This window comes from Streptomyces misionensis, from assembly GCF_900104815.1.
Lineage (GTDB): Bacteria > Actinomycetota > Actinomycetes > Streptomycetales > Streptomycetaceae > Streptomyces > Streptomyces misionensis.
The window spans coordinates 6,088,596-6,106,109 of sequence record NZ_FNTD01000004.1; the positions used below are offsets into that span (position 1 = coordinate 6,088,596).

General features: G+C 73.4%; 10 protein-coding genes. All 10 read left to right on the top strand.

The genetic code is table 11. The features are described 5' to 3' along the window. Nucleotides 1-3: 3 nt before the first annotated feature. The 10 genes from BLW85_RS29270 to BLW85_RS29315 all read left to right on the top strand — a co-directional run bounded on the left by BLW85_RS29270 (nt 4) and on the right by BLW85_RS29315 (nt 17,504). Complete coding sequence (locus BLW85_RS29270) at nt 4-5,691, top strand: type I polyketide synthase (protein ID WP_074993829.1); 5,688 nt, start codon at nt 4-6, stop codon at nt 5,689-5,691. Nucleotides 5,692-5,714: 23 nt separating this feature from the next. After that, entirely contained in the window at nt 5,715-7,316 is a 1,602-nt protein-coding gene (locus BLW85_RS29275; RefSeq protein ID WP_070025440.1) for a fatty acid--CoA ligase, read from the top strand. A gap of 37 nt (nt 7,317-7,353) precedes the next feature. Next, complete coding sequence (locus tag BLW85_RS29280; RefSeq protein WP_070025441.1) at nt 7,354-8,352, top strand: LLM class flavin-dependent oxidoreductase; 999 nt, start codon at nt 7,354-7,356, stop codon at nt 8,350-8,352. Nucleotides 8,353-8,381: 29 nt separating this feature from the next. After that, a complete protein-coding gene (locus tag BLW85_RS29285; RefSeq protein WP_074996246.1) occupies nt 8,382-9,149 on the top strand; it encodes a thioesterase II family protein in 768 nt (255 codons plus the stop codon). A gap of 155 nt (nt 9,150-9,304) precedes the next feature. Next, nucleotides 9,305-10,783 (top strand): MFS transporter, encoded by a 1,479-nt coding sequence (locus tag BLW85_RS29290; protein WP_070025442.1) that lies wholly within the window; start codon nt 9,305-9,307, stop codon nt 10,781-10,783. Nucleotides 10,784-10,974: 191 nt separating this feature from the next. Further along, entirely contained in the window at nt 10,975-12,135 is a 1,161-nt protein-coding gene (locus BLW85_RS29295) for a cytochrome P450 (RefSeq protein WP_239697683.1), read from the top strand. Between the two features lie 589 nt (nt 12,136-12,724). Next, the gene (locus BLW85_RS29300; RefSeq protein WP_070025444.1) at nt 12,725-13,933 is read left to right on the top strand and encodes a cytochrome P450; all 1,209 of its coding nucleotides are present in this window, start codon (nt 12,725-12,727) and stop codon (nt 13,931-13,933) included. A gap of 50 nt (nt 13,934-13,983) precedes the next feature. Continuing rightward, entirely contained in the window at nt 13,984-15,450 is a 1,467-nt protein-coding gene (locus tag BLW85_RS29305) for an MFS transporter (RefSeq protein ID WP_074993833.1), read from the top strand. A gap of 69 nt (nt 15,451-15,519) precedes the next feature. Further along, nucleotides 15,520-16,350: an alpha/beta fold hydrolase gene (locus BLW85_RS29310; protein ID WP_070025446.1), complete on the top strand. Its 831-nt coding sequence runs from the start codon at nt 15,520-15,522 to the stop codon at nt 16,348-16,350. A 203-nt stretch (nt 16,351-16,553) separates the two neighbouring features. Continuing rightward, nucleotides 16,554-17,504, top strand: coding sequence for a diacylglycerol/lipid kinase family protein (locus tag BLW85_RS29315; RefSeq protein ID WP_074993835.1), 951 nt, complete (start codon nt 16,554-16,556; stop codon nt 17,502-17,504). Nucleotides 17,505-17,514: the final 10 nt, after the last annotated feature.

Sequence of the window (17,514 nt, forward strand, 5' to 3'; positions counted from 1 at the left end):
TCCATGCCGCGTACGGAATCAGAGCAGGCGCCCGAGCCGGTCGCGATCGTCGGAATCGGTCTGCGGTTCCCCGGCGGCAGCGGCTCGCCCGACGAGTTCGACGCGTTCTTGCGCGAGGGCCGCAGCGGGATCGGACCGATCCCGACCGACCGCTGGGACGTCGAGGCCTTCACCCCCGAGGGACCCGACGACAAGGGCAAGATCCGCGCCTCGGCCGGCGGATTCCTCGACCGCATCGACCTGTTCGACGCGGGCTTCTTCAACATCTCGCCCAAGGAAGCCCGTTACATGGACCCGCAGCAGCGGCTCCTCCTGGAGACCGCCTGGCAGGCCCTGGAGCACGCGGGCATCGACCCCGCGCCGCTGCGCCGCGGCAACGGCGGGGTGTACATCGGCGCCAGCTCCATCGACTACGCGCTGGAGCTGGACTCGCTGCCCTACGAGGAGCTGGACGGCCACCTGGCCTCCGGCATCACCATGTTCCCGCTGTCCGGCCGGCTCTCCTACTTCCTGGGCTGGCGCGGCCCGAGCATGAGCGTCGACACCGCCTGCTCCTCCTCGCTGGTCGCCCTGCACCTGGCCGTGCAGGCGCTGCGCGGCGGCGAGACCGACATCGCGCTGTGCGGCGGCGTCAACGCGCTGCACCACCCGCGCATCCCGGTGATGTTCTCCAACGCCCAGATGCTGTCCCCGGACGGCCAGTGCAAGACCTTCGACGAGGCCGCCGACGGGTACGCCCGCGCCGAGGGCTGCGGCATCGTCGTCCTCAAGCGGCTCTCCGACGCCGAGCGCGACGGCGACCGCGTCCTCGCCCTGGTGCGCGGCACCGCCGTCGGCCAGGACGGCGACAGCGCCGGCCTCACCGTGCCCAACGGGCCCGCCCAGGAGAAGGTCATCCGCAGCGCGCTGGCCGCCGCCCACCTCGCGCCCGAGGACATCCAGTACGTCGAGGCGCACGGCACCGGCACCCCGCTCGGCGACCCCATCGAGTTCGGCGCCATCGGCGACGTCTTCGTGGACTCGCACACCAAGGACCGCCCGGTGGTGGTCGGTTCGGTGAAGACCAACCTCGGCCACATGGAGCCCGCCTCCGGCATCGTCGGCGTCATCAAGACGGTGCTCCAGCTGCGTTCGGGCACCATCTACCCGCACATCAACCTCAACACCCCCTCCGGGCGCATCCCCTGGGACCTGTACCCGCTGCGGGTGCCCACCGAGTGCGAGCCCTGGGAGGCCGAGGTCCGGCGCGGCGTCGTCAACAGCTTCGGGTTCGCCGGGACCATCGGCGCGGTGGTGCTGGAGCAGGCCCCCGAGCGCGCGCCGCGGGACACCCCCGAAGAGGGCGCCGCACCGGTGTTCACCCTCTCCGCGAAGAACGCCGGCGCGCTGCGCGAACTCGCGGCGCAGTACCGCGCGTTGCTGGACGAGCGGCCCGAGGTGCCGGTCGCCGCGCTCTGCCACAGCGCCAACACCACCCGCGCCCACCACCCCTACCGGATCGCCGCCCCCGTCGCCGACCGCGCCGCGCTCGCCAAACTGCTCGACAAGGCCGCCGAGCAGGAGCACGAGGGCCCGACCGGCATCCGCAAGACCGCCTTCATGTTCACCGGCCAGGGCTCCCAGTACGCCGGCATGGGCGCCGCCCTCTACGCGGCCTTCCCCGTCTTCCGCGCCCAGGTCGACGCCTGCGACGAGCTGTTCGCCGAGCACCTCGGCCGCTCCGTGCGCGAGCTGCTGCTCGGCACCGCCGCCGACCCCGAGGCCATCGACCGCACCGAGTACACCCAGCCCGCCCTGTTCACCCTGGAGTACGCCCTCGCCCAGCAGTGGATGGCGTGGGGCGCCCGGCCCAACGTGCTCATCGGGCACAGCATCGGCGAGGTGGCCGCCGCCGCGGTGGCCGGGCTGTTCAGCCTCCCCGACGCGGTCCGGCTGGTCGCCGCCCGCGCCCGGCTGATGCAGGCCGTCACCGCCGAGGGCGGCATGGCCGCCGTCAGCGCGCCGCTGGAGGACGTCGCCCCGCTCCTGGAGGGCCACGACGACCTGGCCGTGGCCGGCGTCAACGCCCCCGACCAGACGGTCGTCTCCGGCGCCGGCGCGGCCCTGGACGAGGTCACCGCCGTCCTCGCCGAGCGGGGCGTGCGCGTCGAACGCCTCAAGGTCTCCCACGCCTTCCACTCCCCGCTGATGGCCGAGGTCTACGACGACTTCCGCGCCGCCCTCGACGGCATCACCTTCCACGAACCCAAGATCAGCCTGATCTCCAACGTCACCGGGCGGCTGGCCCGCTTCCGCGAGATCGGCAACGCCGACTACTGGGTGCGGCACATCGGCGAGCCCGTGCGCTTCCTCGACGGCATCCGGGCCGTCGCCAAGCGCGGCCGGCACGCCCTGATCGAGGTCGGCCCGCAGGCCGGGCTCACCGCGCTCGCCCGCCGCTCGGTCACCGTCGAGGACCACCTGTGGCTGGCCAGCCTGCGCCGCCGCGACACCACCACCGGCACCACCCTGACCGCCCTCGCCGAGTACTACGCGGCCGGGCTCACCGTCGCCTGGGACGGCTACCACGCCGGGCACCCGGCGCCCGCCCGCGTGGACCTGCCCACCTACGCCTTCCAGCGCAAGCGCTACTGGCTGCCCTCCGTCACCCCGCGCCGCACCGCCGCGGGCGGCACCGCCCGCCACCCGCTGCTCGGCACCGAGGAGCGGTTCGCCAGCGGGGTGCGGGAGTTCACCGCCGAGTTCACCGCCGAGGAGCTGGGCGCGCTCGCCGACCTCGCCGCCGACGACCGCACCGTGCTGCCCGCCGGCGCCTACGTCGACCTGCTGCTCGCCGTGCAGGACGCGGTGCAGGGCCACGCCCGCAACGCGGTGCGCGACCTGCGGCTGCTGGCCCCGCTGGAGCTGCCCGCCGAGACGGTCACCGCCCTCACCACCCGCTGGCGGCCCCGCCCCGGCGGCGGCGCCGAGGTGGAGGTCTACACGGTGGTCGGCGGCGAGGAGAACCTGCACGCCACCGCCACGGTCGCCGCCGATCCCGAACCCCTCGTGCCGGTCTCCGAGCTGGCCGAGCTGGACGCGACCCTCGCCCCGACCGCCCAGCACATCGACGACGAGGACATCTACACCGACCTCGCCTCCGTCGGCCGGCCCCAGGGCCCCCGCATGCGGCTGCTGCTGCGCGCCGCCCGGCACGGCGACGGACTGGTCACCGGCGAGCTGTCCGGCCGCGACGCCACCGCCGTCGAGCACGTCCCGGCCGAACTGCTGGAGGCCGCCGGCCACGCGCTGGTCGTCCTCGACCCCGAGGGCCCGGTGTTCGTGCCCCGCGAGATCGCCTCCGTACGGCACTTCCGCAAGCCGCGCGGCGAGCAGCTGCGGGTGCTCGCCCGGGTCCGCGGCGACCAGGACCGGCGGCTGGCCGACGTGCTGCTGCTGGAGAACGGCGACCCGGTCGCCGAACTCCTCGGGGTGCGCATGGCCCGCCCCGAGGGCCGCGAGGGGCGCCGCCAGTTCCTGCACCGCCCCGAATGGGTGCGCCGCGCCCTGCCCGCCCGCGGCGGCGCCGCCGCCCGGCACGTGGTCCTCCTCGACCCCTCGGCCGCGCGCGCCGCCGAACTGGCCGCCGAACCCGGGCTCAAGGTCACCTGGCTGCCCGACCTCACCGACCTCAAGGCGGCCCTGGAGGACCCCACCGTCACCGACGTCTGCCGGGTGTGGCACGGCCGCCCCGAGCCGATGTCCGCGGACCGGCTGCGCGCCGAGTGCGAGGACAACTACCGCGAACTCCTCGCGCTGGTCGGCGCGCTGGAGTCCGCGAACCGGCCGCCCCGGCTGTGGCTGGTCACCGAGGGCGCCCAGTGGCTGCCCGGCGACCCGGCCGGCGACGGCGGCCACCTCGGCGCCGCCACCCTGTGGGGCTTCGGCCGGGTGCTGCTCACCGAGTACCCGCAGTACCGGGCCACCCTGGTGGACCTCGCCCCGGGCAGCGGCCTCGCCCCGCTGGCCGAGGAATGGCGGGCCGAACCGGCCGGCGAGTACCAGGTCGCCCACCGGCCCGGCCGCCGCTACGTGCGCCGGCTGCTCGCCGGTGACGCCAGCCTCACCTGGACCGGGGGCTTCGAACTGCGCGCCCCCGACTCCGGTGACCTGTCCGACCTGGTGCTCGCCCCGGTCGCCGAGACGGCCCCGGGCGCCGACGAGGTCCAGGTCCGGGTGAGCGCCGTCGGCCTGACCGCCGAGGACGCCCGCACCGCCCTGGACACCGGGCGCGCCGAACGCGCCGAGGAGACCGGGGAGGAGGAACCGCCGCCGCTGCTCGGCCAGTTGGCCCGCGGTACCGTGCTCGCCGCCGCCGACGGCACCGGCTTCGCGCCCGGCGACGAGGTCCTGGTCCGGCACGACGGCACCTTCCGCGCCACGCTCACCGTGCCCGCGGTCGCCGTGGTCCCCGCCCCCGGTGACGACGACACCGCGGTCCGCTTCCGGCTGGACGAGACCGGCGAGGCCCTGCGCACCGCCCTGTCCGACCCGACCGGACCGGCCTGGGTGACCCTGCCCGACGACCTCCGGGAGCGGCCCGAACCGGCCGACGAGGGCCCCGGCGCACTGCGCGCCGACCGCACCTACCTGGTCACCGGCGGTCTCGGCGGCCTCGGTCTGGTCACCGCCCGCAAGCTGGCCGCGCTCGGCGCCCGCCACCTCACCCTGGTCAGCCGCAGCGGCAAGGCCACCGAGGAGGCCGCCTCGCTGCTCGGCGACCTCGCGGCCGACGCCGAGATCGACGTCGTACGCGCCGACGTCTCCCGGCCGGAGGACGTGCGGCGCCTCGTCCGGCACCTGGCGGCGGGGCCGTACCCGCTCGGCGGGATCGTGCACGCCGCCGGTTCCTACGACAAGAAGCTGATCTCCGAGCTGACCTGGGAGTCGATCGACGCCCAGCTCGCGGCGAAGGCGTACGGCGGCTGGCTGCTGCACGAGGCCGCCGAGACCTCCTTCCCGGAGCTGGAGTTCTTCGTCACCTACTCCTCCATCGCCTCCGTCCTCGGCGGCGCCACCCAGGGCCACTACGCCGCGGCCAGCGCCGGGCTCGACGCGCTCGCCGAGTGGCGGGGCCGGCGCGGGGTGCCGGGCCTCTCGGTCAACTGGGGCGCCTGGGCCCGGGTCGGCATGTCCGCCCGGCTGGAGGACCACCTCAGCCAGGAGATCGAACGCAGCGGCGTCCGCTTCTTCTCCCCGACCCGCGCCCTGGACACCCTCGCCCGGCTCTGGGACCGGCCCCGCACCCAGCGGATCGTCGGCGAGTTCGACTGGGACCGCTACGTCTCCGGCAGCGTCACCGGCGACCTGTTCTTCGACCGGCTCGCCCGCCACGGCGCGGGCGACGACGGCACCGGACTGGACCTCGCCGCCCTCACCGCGCTGCCCGAGGCCGAACGGCTCGCCAAGGTCACGGCCGTGGTGAGCGAGAAGGTCGGCGCCGTCCTGCACCTGGAGGACGGCGACGAACTGGACGTGAACAGCGAGTTCGTCTCGCTGGGCCTGGACTCCCTGATGGCCCAGCAGGTCAAGGCCGCGCTGGAGCAGGCGTTCCGGCTGCCCCTGCCGGCCTCCCTCACCCACGACCACCCCACGGTGCGCGCGCTCGCGCACTTCGTCGACGGGCAGCTCGCCCCCACGCCGGCGGCATGACAGTCAGACAGGGACGGCACACCATGACCGACATACCGAGGGAGCGCTGGACGCTCCACCACTCCGCCCGCGCCCACGCCGGCACCCGCCCCGAGCACCCGGCGATCGTCTGCGAGGGCCGCATCACCACCTACGACAAGCTGCACCGCGACAGCAACCGCGCCGCGCACGCCCTGCACACCAGCGGGGTCCGGCGCGGTGACCGGGTCGCCTACCTGGGCCGCGAGTCGGCGAACTACTACCTCGTGATGATCGCCTGCGCCAAGGCGGGCGCCGTACTGGTGCCGGTCAACTGGCGGCTCACCCCGGGCGAGGTCGACCACATCCTGCGCGACTCCGGCGCGACGCTGATCTTCGTGGACGACGAGTTCTGGGACACCGTCGCCACCGTCCGCCACCAGCTGCGCGGACTGCGCCGGGTGATCCGCGTCGACGGCACCGACGCCGACGGCGAACCCGCGCGCGGCGCCGGGCTGCTGGCCTGGGCCGCCGACCAGCCCGAGACCGACCTCTCGCCCTGCACCGGCCCCGACGACGCCGTCATCCAGATCTACACCAGCGGCACCACGGGCCTGCCCAAGGGCGCGATCCTCGCCCACCGCAGCTTCTTCACCCTGCCGCACGCCAGCCGCGAGCGGGGCGTGGACTGGATCGACTGGCTGCCCGAGGACGTCGCCCTGATCTCCCTGCCGGGCTTCGGCGTCGCCGGCATCGGCTGGTTCCTGCACACCTTCAACGCCGGCGGCACCAGCGTGATCATGCCGCAGTTCGACCCGCAGGAGGCCGTCCGCCTCATCCGCGAGCACGGCGTCACCACCACCTTCGCCGCACCCGCGATGCTCCAGGCGATGGCGGCCGAACGGGAGGCCGGACCCGAGGCGTTCACCTCCCTGCGCAAGATCGCCTACGGCGCGGCGCCCATGTCCGAGACACTGCTCAAGCAGTGCCTGGAGACCTACCGCTGCGAGTTCGCGCAGATCTACGCCAGCACCGAGACCGGCAGCGTCGCGGTGTGCCTGCCGCCCGAGGCGCACCACCCCGGCAGCACCAAGCTCACCTCGGTGGGGCTGCCCTGCCCCGGCAACGAGATCAAGGTGGTCGGCCCCGACGGCGAGAGCCTGCCGCCCGGCGCCATCGGCCAGGTGTGCGTGCGCGCCCCGTCCCGGATGCTCGGCTACTGGAACCTGCCCGAGGCCACCGCCCGCACCCTGGTGGGGGAGTGGCTGCACATGGGCGACGCCGGCTACCTCGACGAGGACGGCTATCTGCACCTGTGCGACCGCATCAACGACACGATCATCGTCGCCGGGCAGAACATCTACCCGGCCGAGGTCGAGAAGGCCCTCGCCGCGCACCCCGCGGTCGCCGACGCGGCCGTGGTCGGGCTGCCCGACGAGCGCTGGGGCGAGAGCGTGCACGCCGTGGTGGTGCTGCGGCCCGGCGCCAAGGCCACCCCCCGCGAACTCCTGCTGTCGCTGCGCGGCCGCATCGCCGACTACAAGATCCCCGGCACCTACCACTTCGCCGACTCCCTGCCGCGCAACCCCTCCGGCAAGATCCTGCGCCGCGCGGTCCGCGAGGGGCTGGCGGCGCCGACGAGGGACCCGCTGGGGAGTGCCGTATGACCACGTTCCTCACGCCCCCGTGGAGAGTGACCCGCCCATGAGCACCGAGCCCCTGCGGATCGGCATCCTGCTGCCCACCCGTGAGCAAGCCATCAACGGCACCTACGCCGCCGCCCCGCTGCTGGACTTCGCCCGGCAGGCGGAGACCCTCGGCTTCGACTCCCTGTGGGCCGGCGACTCCCTCACCGCCCGCCCCCGCCTGGACCCCCTGGTCGTGCTGTCGGCCGCCGCTGCGGCGACCCGGCGGATCACCGTCGGCACCGCGGCCCTCACCCCCGCCCTGCGCCACCCGCTCATCGGCGCCAACATGATCGCGAGCCTCAGCCACGTCGCGGCCGGCCGGCTGGTGCTGGGCCTCGGTTCGGGCTTCCCGATGGCCGAGACCGAGGAGGAGTTCAACTCCGTCGGCGCCTCCTTCCAGGGCCGCGTCGGCCGCCTGGACGAGATCACCGCGCTGTGGCGCACCGCCTGGCGCTCCGGCGAGGACGGCGAACCCACCGAGTTCGACGGGAAGTTCTGGCAGGCCGAGCACCTGGACCGGCTGCCCTCGCCGGCCGTCCCCGGCGGTCCGCCGCTGTGGCTGGCCGGCAGCGACACCCCCAAGGTGCTCGCCCGCGCGGCCACCCGCTACGACGGCTGGCTGCCCTTCCTGCCCGATGTCGACGCCTACGACCGCGCCCGCCGCCGCCTCGGCGAACTCGCCGCCGAGGCGGGCCGGACGGTGACCCCCGCGCTGTACGCCACGGTCACCGTCAACCGCGACGAGGCCGCGGCCGAGGCCGAGCTGGAGCACTACATCAGCCACTACTACGGCCGCTCTCTGGAGCAGATGCGCACCATCCAGGCCTACGCCTGGGGCAGCGCCGAGAAGTGCGCCGAGTGGCTCGCCGGCTACGTCCGCGCCGGCGCCCGGCACCTGGTGATCCGCATCGGATCGCTGGACCCGGAGCCCCAGTTGAAGGAGATCGCCGAGGTGCTGCTGCCCGCGGTACGCGCCCTCGGCCCCGCCACCACCGTTGGGAGTACGCAGTCGTGACCACCGCCATCGGCACCATCGGCAGCCAGATGTCCAGCGCGGGCAACTGGTTCCACCCCGTGGAGCCCTCGCCCGACGCCTCGATCCGGCTGTTCCTGCTGCCCCACGCGGGCAGCGGCGCCATCATCTACCGCGACTGGGAGCGCCTGCTGCCGCCGGACATCGCCCCGCAGGCCGTCACCCTGCCCGGCCGGCACAACCGCCGCGAGGAGCCGACCTACGAGAACTTCTGGCCGCTCCTCGACGCCCTGCACGAGGCCGTCCTCAACGACCTGGACGACCGTCCCTTCGCCTTCTTCGGCCACTGCCTCGGCGCGCAGCTGGCGTTCCGCCTGGCCATCCGGATGGAGGAGGAGGGCGGCCCGGCCCCGGTGATGGTCGGCATGTCCGGCTGGTCGCCCATCGGCTTCTTCAAGCCGACCGAGGAGCAGAGCCGGATGCCGGAGGACGAACTCGTCGAGTGGATCAAGAAGTTGGGTTCCTTCCCGGCCGAGGTCTACGACAACCCCGAGATGCTCGCCCTGGTCGTGCCCGCGCTCCGCGCCGACCTGCGGGTCGCCGGGGACTACGACGACGACGGCGCCGGCGTCAGCTGCCCGCTCGCCTCCTACGGCGGCCGCAGCGACCCGCTCCAGGAGGCCCCCGACGCCATGACCCACTGGGCCGGACGCACCCCGGCCTACCTGGGCCACAACGAGTACGAGGGAGGCCACTTCTACATCGACACGCACGCCCAGGCCGTCACCGCGCACTTCGCGCACCGGCTCCAGCGCACCGTGGCCACCCTGGCGCGCTGAGCGCGCCGAGCGGGAAGGCCGTCAGCGCCACGTCAGCGGGGCGCGGGACAGTGCACCGGGACCTTCGTCCCGGCTGCCGTCCCGTGCCCCGCTGCGCGTAGCGGGCCCTGTTCGGCCCGCATCCCACCAGCACGACACGACCTAGGAGGGTCGTCATGACCACCGAAGCGGAACTGACCGGCAGCGCGGCCCCGGCCGCACCGCCCCAGGACATCGAGGAGGCCGCCGGGGCACCCGCCTGGGGGGCCCTCCTGGTCGTGCTGGCCGGCCTGTTCATCACCAACCTCGACTTCTTCATCGTCAACGTGGCGATCCCCTCGCTCCAGCGGGACATGCACGCCACACCGGCGCAGATCCAGCTCGTCGCCGTGACCTTCACCATCGGCCTGGCCGCGCTGCTGATCACCGGCGGCAGACTCGGCGACCTGTACGGTCGCAGACGGGTGTACTCCGTGGGCGTGGCGCTGTTCACGCTGGCCTCGCTGGCCTGCGGCATCGCGCCCAACATGACCGAACTGATCGTCGCCCGCGCCGTCCAGGGCGCCGCCGCGGCCCTCGTCATCCCGCAGGTGCTCGGCATCCTCAACACCGCGTACACCGGCAAGGCCCGGGTCGCCGCGTTCAACGCCTACGGTCTGGCGCTGGGCGCGGCGGCGGTCTTCGGCCAGCTCATCGGCGGCCTGCTGATCAAGGCGGACCTGTTCGGCTGGGACTGGCGGACCATCTTCCTGATCAACGTGCCCATCGGCGCGCTGGTGCTGCTCGTCACCCCGAAGGTGGTGCCCGAGTCGAAGGCCGGCGACGGCCGGACCGGGCTGGACCTGCTGGGTGTGGTGCTGGTGACGGCCGGGCTCGTCGCGGTCGTGCTGCCGCTGGTGGAGGGCCGGGAGCAGGGCTGGCCGGCCTGGACCTGGGAGCTGCTCGTGGCCTCCGTGCCGCTGCTCGGCCTGTTCTGGATCACCCAGCGCCGGCTCGCGGCCCGTGACCGCTCCCCGCTGATGAGCCCCTCGCTCTTCCACGACCGCTCGTTCAGCGTCGGCGTGGTCTCCATCCTCGTGTACTTCTCGGTGATGGCCTCCTTCTTCCTGGTCCTCGCGCTCTACCTCCAGGAGGCGCGCGGCACCAGCGCCCTGAAGTCCGGGCTGCTGTTCATCCCGCTCGGCCTCGGCTTCTTCCTCTCCTCCGTGCAGGCGCCGAAGTTCGCCGGCCGGCTGGGCAAGCAGGTGCTCGCGCTGGGCGCGCTGACCGTGGCCGTCGGCGACGTCGCGCTCGCCTTCACCGCGGACCGGCTGGACACCACCGGCGCCGTCGCCTGGTGCATCCCCGCCATGGTGGTGTGCGGATACGGCATGGGCCTGGTGGTGGCGCCGCTGACCTCGCTCGTGCTGGAACGGGTGGCGCCGCAGTACGCGGCGGCCGCGTCCGGGGTGTTCTCCACCGCGCAGGAGGTCGGCAACGCCCTCGGTGTCGCCATCATCGGCGTCGTCTTCTTCGACGTGGCCGAAGACCGGCCGGGCGCGCACGGCATGGCGCAGGCGTTCAGCACCAGCCTGCTGGTCCAGGCCGGCATCTGCGTGGGCGCCGCGGCACTGCTGCAACTGCTGCCCAACCGGTCCAGGAGCACCGCCGCCTGACCGAACCGGCCATATCCGGCCACCGACTCCCCGACGGGCGTCCGCGATCCACGCGGGCGCCCGTCAGTGTCGTATCAGAAACCCGTCAACGCCGACCTCCACGATGGCTGCAACCGAAAGAACTCAGCCAACCGGAGGCAATAATGACTGGAATATCGCCCTCCTCTACGGAGCAGCTCGCGGAATGGCCCATGGCTCGTTCCTGCCCCTACTCGCCGCCCGACGCCTACGCCGAGCTGCGCCAGGGACCGCCCGTGAAGGTGCGCATCCGCACGGGCGAGGCATGGCTCGTCACCCGCTACGAGGACCTGCGCCAGGTGCTGATGGACGAGCGCTTCAGCTCGGACGACACCCTGCCCGGCTTCCCCGTCCGTATCCAGCTCCCGCCCGCCCCGCGCGTGATGTCCTTCACCCGCATGGACGGCGCGGAGCACAACCGGCTGCGCCGCATGATCATGCCGGAGTTCACCGCCCGCGCCACCCGAAGACTCAGACCCGAGGTCGAGTCGCTGGTGGACCGGCTGCTCGACGAACTGGCCGCCGGGCCCCGCCCCGCCGACCTGGTCACCCGGCTCTCGCTGCGGCTGCCCTCCCTGGTGATCGCCCGGATGCTCGGCGTCCCCGAGGCCGACGAGCTGGACTTCGCCGAGCTGAGCCAGGAGGTCCTCTCCCAGGACGCCTCGCCGGAGGAGATCTACGCCGCGTTCGTGCGGATGACGGAGTACCTCGACCGGCTCATCGCCGCCAAGCAGGCCGAGCCCGCCGACGACCTGCTGAGCAGGCTGGCCACCCGGTACATGGCGACCGGCGAGCTCAGCCGCGAGGACTGCGTGGCCATGGCCCGGCTGCTGCTGGTCGCCGGCCACGAGACCACCGCACACCAGCTCAGCCTCGGCGTGGCGAGCCTGCTGCGCCACCCCGGCCAACTGGCCGACCTACGGCGCGACCCGTCGCTGTACGGCCAGGCCGTCGAGGAACTGCTGCGCTACTGGTCCATCACCCAGGACAACCAGGTCCGGGTCGCGGTCGCCGAGGCCGAGGTGGGCGGCGCGCGCATCGCCCCCGGCGACGGCGTCATCCTCGCCTACCCGAGCGCCAACCACGACGAGACCGTCTTCGCGGACGGCGCCCGCTTCGACATCCACCGCGCGGACGTCTCCCGGCACATCGCCTTCGGCTACGGCCGCCACCTGTGCCCGGGCGCCCCGCTCGGCCGGATGGAGCTGGAGGTCTGCCTGCGCGCCCTGTTCGACCGCTTCCCCGGACTGCGCCTCGCGGACGTGCCGGAGCCGGTGGTGTTCCGCCAGAACACCATCAACTACGGCCTGACCGCGCTGCACGTGACCTGGTAGCGGCCCGCCCCATCCGGGTCCGCAGGAGGGCCGTGCCCCACCACGGCCCCGCCCGCACGCCGGCCGCGAAGGCGCGGGCGTCGGACGCACGCCGTGTACCCCATGGAATCCGGCGGCGCGCGCTCACGCAAGGGTGACGGTGCCGATCCCGCCAACCCCGCCGGCGGCCACGACTGGCCGGTCCGTTTCGCAACCGGGCGGCAAACCCTTCGTCCGCGGTCCGCGGGAACTCTCCGTCCCGCCACCTGGTGGCCTGAAATCCCCTCTGGGACAGTGCACTTGGTGACGAGAACGGCCACCGTCGTCAGGGCCGGATCAGCCCCGGGTCAGTTGCGCTTGGGAATGTCATTACCACTTCGCTCCTGAAAGATCCCACACCGATCAGCGCACGGGCCCCGCCGGGACCCGTGTCAGTGCTACGTCAGCGCGGTGTCAGGGCGGTGCGCGATGGTGGCGCCACGACGTCCGCGCACGGCTCGGAGGGACGAATTCCCCTTGCCGCCCGCGCGGATGGCCCCCCATCGTGTCGAGCACAGGAAGCGAGTCGGTGCCGAGGATCGCCTTTGCCCCCCGGACCTGGAGGACAAGCATGTCGCTCGCCGACCACACCGACATCCTCGACTGGCCCTTCGCCCGTACCGAGGACGGCAACCCGCCGCCCGTCCTGGCCGAGCTGCGCAAGGCACCGCCCTGCGTCGTCCGCATCCCGGCGGGCGCCGCGGAGTCCCGGCTGGCCTGGCTCGTGACCCGGTACGCCGACGTCCGCCAGGCGCTCGCCGATCCCCGGCTCAGCGCCGACGAGACCCTGCCCGGCGCCCCCGTGCGCATCCAGGTGCCGCCCGGCGGCAACCCCAGCTCGTTCCTGCGGCTCGACGACCCCGAGCACGCCCGGCTGCGCGGCATGATCCAGACCGAGTTCACCGCGCGCCGGGTCAAGCGGCTGCGCGAGCCCGTCCAGCGCCTGGTGGACGAACTGCTGGACGACCTTGCCGCCCGGCCCCAGCCCGCCGACCTGCACGCCGTCTTCTCCCGGGCGCTGCCCACCCTCGTCATCGCCCGGCTGCTGGGCGTGCCCGAGGAGGACTCGCCGTTCTTCATCGAGAAGACCCGCGTCACCATCTCCCAGGAGGACCCGGCCGTCTCCCAGGCCGCCTTCGCCGAGATGTCCGAGTACCTCGCCAAGCTGGCGCTGCGCAAGCTCACCGAACCCGGTGACGACCTGATGAGCCGGCTCGCCGTCCGCCACTACGACACCGGCGCCATCACCCTGGACGAACTCGTGGGCATCGCCCGGCTCGTGCTGGTCGCCGGCCACGAGACCACCACCAACCAGCTCGCCCTGAACGTGCTGGCCCTGCTGCGCGACGACGAGCTGCGGGCGAAGGTCGCCGCCGACGACGGGGCACTGATCCCCAACTTCATCGAGGAGTCGATGCGCTACTGGTCCATCTCCCAGGACGCCATGGTCCGCCTCGCGGTCGAGGACATGGACCTGGGCGGCGTGCGCATCGAGAAGGGCGACGCCGTGGTGATCTCGGTGCCCGCCGGCAACCACGACGAGACCGTCTTCGCCTGCCCGCACCGCATCGACCCCGAACGCGACACCAGCGGTCACCTCCAGTGGGGCTACGGCCCCCACTACTGCCAGGGCGCCCCGCTGGCCCGCCTCGAAATGGAGCTGGCGCTGCGCTCGCTGCTGCGCCGCTTCCCGGACCTGCGCCTCGCCGCCGACCCGCGCACGCTGTTCCGCCGGGGCACCGTTTTCCACGGGGTGACCCATCTCCCCGTGACCTGGTGACCTGACGGTCACCGCAGCAACCGACCGAAAGATCGAGAAACGGAGTCGTCATGACTCAGGAGTTAACCCCGGACATCGCGGCGGAGGGGCGCGAGCGGACGGCCTCCGACAGCGCCGCGGCCCCCTCGTCGGGCGCCCTGGTGGTGGTCCTCGTCGGCACGTTCATCACGGTGCTCGACTTCTTCATCGCCAACGTGGCCGTCCCGGCCATCAAGGCCGACCTGCACGCCACCGCCGCCCAGGCCCAGATGATCGTCGTCGGATACGGCGTCGCCTTCACCTCGGGCCTGATCACCGGCGGCCGGCTCGGCGACCTCTACGGCCGGCGGCGGCTGTTCGCGCTCGGCATGACGCTGTTCATGGTCGCCTCGGCCGCGTGCAGCTTCGCGCCGAACGTGACGGTGCTCGTCGTCGCCCGGATCCTCCAGGGCGGCTCCGCCGCGCTGATGGTGCCCCAGGTCCTCGGCATCATCGGCACCGTCTACACCGGGACGGCCCGCGACCGCGCCTTCAACGTCTACGGCCTGGTCATCGGACTCGCCGGGGTCTTCGGACAGTTCATCGGCGGCGCGCTGATCTCCGTCGACATCGCCGGACTCAGCTGGCGCACGATCTTCCTGATCAACGTCCCGCTGTGCCTGATCTCCCTCGCCCTGACCCGCCGCACGATCCCGGAGTCCAAGGGCCAGGGCGGCACCCGGCTCGACCTGGTCGGCGCCCTGCTGATCACCGTGTCCCTCGGGCTCGTGGTGTTCGCGCTGCTGGAGGGCCAGGAGCGGCACTGGCCGGTGTGGGTGTGGGAGTCGCTGGCCGCCGCGGCCGTCCTGCTCGCCGTGACGGTCTGGCACCTGCGCCGCCGCTCCGCCGCCGGCCGCGGCCCGCTCATCGAGCCGGGCATGTTCCGCTCCCGGCTGTTCTCGGTGGGCCTCGTCGCCACGGTCGTCTACTTCCTCGCCATGGGCTCCTTCTTCTTCACCCTCGCCCTCTACCTGCAACTCGGCCGTGGCCTCAGCCCGTTGGAGTCCGGTCTGATGTTCCTGGCGCTGGGCGCCGGATACTTCGGCGCCTCCATCGTCTCGGCGCGGTTCGCCGCCACGGTCAACGCCCGCCGGGTCGCCGCCGGTCCGCTGGTCCTCGCCATCGGCTACACCGCGATCGCGCTGACCGCCAAGGACCTGCGACTGGACGGCTCCGTGCTCTGGCTGCTGCCGATGCTGCTGGTCGCCGGGCTCGGCATGGGCCTGACCACCGGCCCGCTCACCAACCTGGTGCTGGGCGGCGCGGTCCCCGAGCACGCCGCGGCGGCCTCCGGTCTGCTGAACACCGCGCAGGAGGGCGGCGCCGCGGTCGGCGTGGCCATCGCCGGCACGGTCTTCTTCCCGGCCCTGGCCCACGCCGGCGGCAAGGCGGACGCCTACCCGCACGCCTTCACCGTCACCCTGATCCCGCTCGTCTGCCTGGGCGTCCTCGCCTCCCTGCTGGTGCTGGCGGCCCCCGGCCGCGCGGCCCGGCGCTGACCGGGCCGCCCCGGCACGAGCACCCGTACCGCCCCGCACGCCCCACCACTGGAAAGGAGGCACACAGGAATGCCGTACCTCACCACCCGGGACGGGACCCGGCTGCACTACAACGACTGGGGTGACGGACGCCCCGTCGTCCTGCTCGGCGCCGCCATGGCGGACGCGCGCATGTGGGAGTTCCAGGCCCCGTTCCTCGCCGGGAACGGACTGCGCTGCGTCACCTACGACCGGCGCGGCAGCGGCCGTTCGGACATGCCGTGGACCGGATACGACTACGACACCCTGGCCGGCGACCTCGCCGACCTGCTCGACCACCTCGACCTGAGGGACGCCGTGCTGGTCGGCTACGCGGTGGGCGGCGGGGAGTGCGTGCAGTACCTCTCCCGGTACGGCGACGCACGCGTCTCGGGCCTCGCCCTGGTCGCCTCGACCACGCCGTACCTGCTGCGCGCCCCGGACAACCCCGACGGGCTCGACCTCGCCCTCTTCGAGCAGGTCGAACAGGCCATCAAGACCGACCGGGCCGCCTGGCTCTCCGCGCTGACATGGCCGTTCTTCGCGGGCCCCGAACCGGACCCGGAGAACCCGCCGATCTCCCCGCAGCTGGCGAGCTGGCTGGTCGGCATGTGTCTGAACACCTCGCCGAGAGCCGGCATCGAGATCTACCGCACGCTGATGACCACCGACCAGCGCGCGCAGACGGCCGCGGTGCGGGTGCCCACCCTGGTGATCCACGGGACCGCCGACCTGGGCGCCCCCTATCCGCTGTGCGCCCCGCGCACCGTCGAACTGATCCCGGACAGCAGGCTCATCACCTACGAGGGCGCGGCGCACGGCCTGTTCGCCACCCACGCGGACCGCCTGAACGCCGATCTGCTGGCCTTCGTCAAGGAGTGAGATCCCGCCCGTCCCGCACCACCCGCGTCCGGCCCCCGAAAAGGGGGCCGGACGTGCGTGTTTCCCGGCCCCCGCTCGCCCCCGGCACCGCGTCAGCGGCACGTCAGCCCCGTGACAGGGCACCCCGGCACAGTGGACATCGCCGCGACGCCGGGGCACACCAGCCCGGTCCTCCGGTGCCGACCGACGAAGGAGTACGCCTCATGGCAGACACCGCAGCCCCGGGCCCCACCCGGGCACTCGTCCTGGGCAACCCCGCTTCCGGCAGCCACTCGCCCGAACTGGTCGAGGAAGTACGCCAGTTGTGCGCCTCCTGCCTGGAGCGGGCCGAGGTCCACCTGACCACGGGACCGGGCGACGCGACGGTCGCCGTACGCCGGGCCCTGGAACGCACCGACGACGCGCCCGACCTGATCGTGGCCATCGGCGGCGACGGCACGGTCCGCGAGGTCGTGCAGGGACTGGTCCCCGCCGACGGCGGCGCCACCCTCGCGGTGGTGCCCGGCGGCACCGGCAACTCCGGCTACAAGATGCTGTGGGGCGAACGGCCCTGGAGCGAGTCGCTGAAGGCCGTGCTGACCGACTCCGGCGTCGGCGGCAGCGCCCGGCTGCGCCGGCTCGACCTGGCCCGCCTCGCCGAGACCCGCAACTACGTGTACCTGGGCGCCTGTTCGGGCGTCATCGCGGACGCACTGCTCACCGCGAAGGGGCTGCCGCTGACCGGCCGCGAGCGCTACGCCCGCGCCTTCGCCGACACCGCCGACGGCTACGCGCCCTACCCCGGCCGGGTCACGGTCGACGGCCGGGTGGTGCACGAGGGCCCCACGGTCCTCGCCAACGTCGGCGGCGGACCCTACCGCGGCGGCCGGTTCCAGGTGCTGCCCGACTCGCTCCTCGACGACGGACTGCTCGACGTCTGTGTCATCGGCGGCGACGTGCCGGCCGCCGAGGTACCCGAACTGACCCTGAACGCCGCCCACATGACCCATCCGGCGACCGTGTACGCACGGGGCCGCCGGATCACCGTGGAACGCACCGACGGCCGCCGCCTCCCGCTGGAGCACGACGGTGAGTACCAACACGGCATCGGCGCCGCGGCCACCTTCGAGGTGCTCCCCGGAGCCCTCCCCGTGTGGGCGCCTGCCGCCCCCTGAACCACCTGTC

Bases quoted from the DNA above. Each gene is read 5' to 3' on its own strand.
- BLW85_RS29300 (WP_070025444.1), top strand. From the start codon at position 12,725: ATGTCGCTCGCCGACCACACCGACATCCTCGACTGGCCCTTCGCCCGT.
- BLW85_RS29290 (WP_070025442.1), top strand. From the start codon at position 9,305: ATGACCACCGAAGCGGAACTGACCGGCAGCGCGGCCCCGGCCGCACCG.
- BLW85_RS29315 (WP_074993835.1), top strand. From the start codon at position 16,554: ATGGCAGACACCGCAGCCCCGGGCCCCACCCGGGCACTCGTCCTGGGC.
- BLW85_RS29305 (WP_074993833.1), top strand. From the start codon at position 13,984: ATGACTCAGGAGTTAACCCCGGACATCGCGGCGGAGGGGCGCGAGCGG.
- BLW85_RS29285 (WP_074996246.1), top strand. From the start codon at position 8,382: ATGTCCAGCGCGGGCAACTGGTTCCACCCCGTGGAGCCCTCGCCCGAC.
- BLW85_RS29270 (WP_074993829.1), top strand. From the start codon at position 4: ATGCCGCGTACGGAATCAGAGCAGGCGCCCGAGCCGGTCGCGATCGTC.
- BLW85_RS29280 (WP_070025441.1), top strand. From the start codon at position 7,354: ATGAGCACCGAGCCCCTGCGGATCGGCATCCTGCTGCCCACCCGTGAG.
- BLW85_RS29295 (WP_239697683.1), top strand. From the start codon at position 10,975: ATGGCTCGTTCCTGCCCCTACTCGCCGCCCGACGCCTACGCCGAGCTG.
- BLW85_RS29275 (WP_070025440.1), top strand. From the start codon at position 5,715: ATGACCGACATACCGAGGGAGCGCTGGACGCTCCACCACTCCGCCCGC.
- BLW85_RS29310 (WP_070025446.1), top strand. From the start codon at position 15,520: ATGCCGTACCTCACCACCCGGGACGGGACCCGGCTGCACTACAACGAC.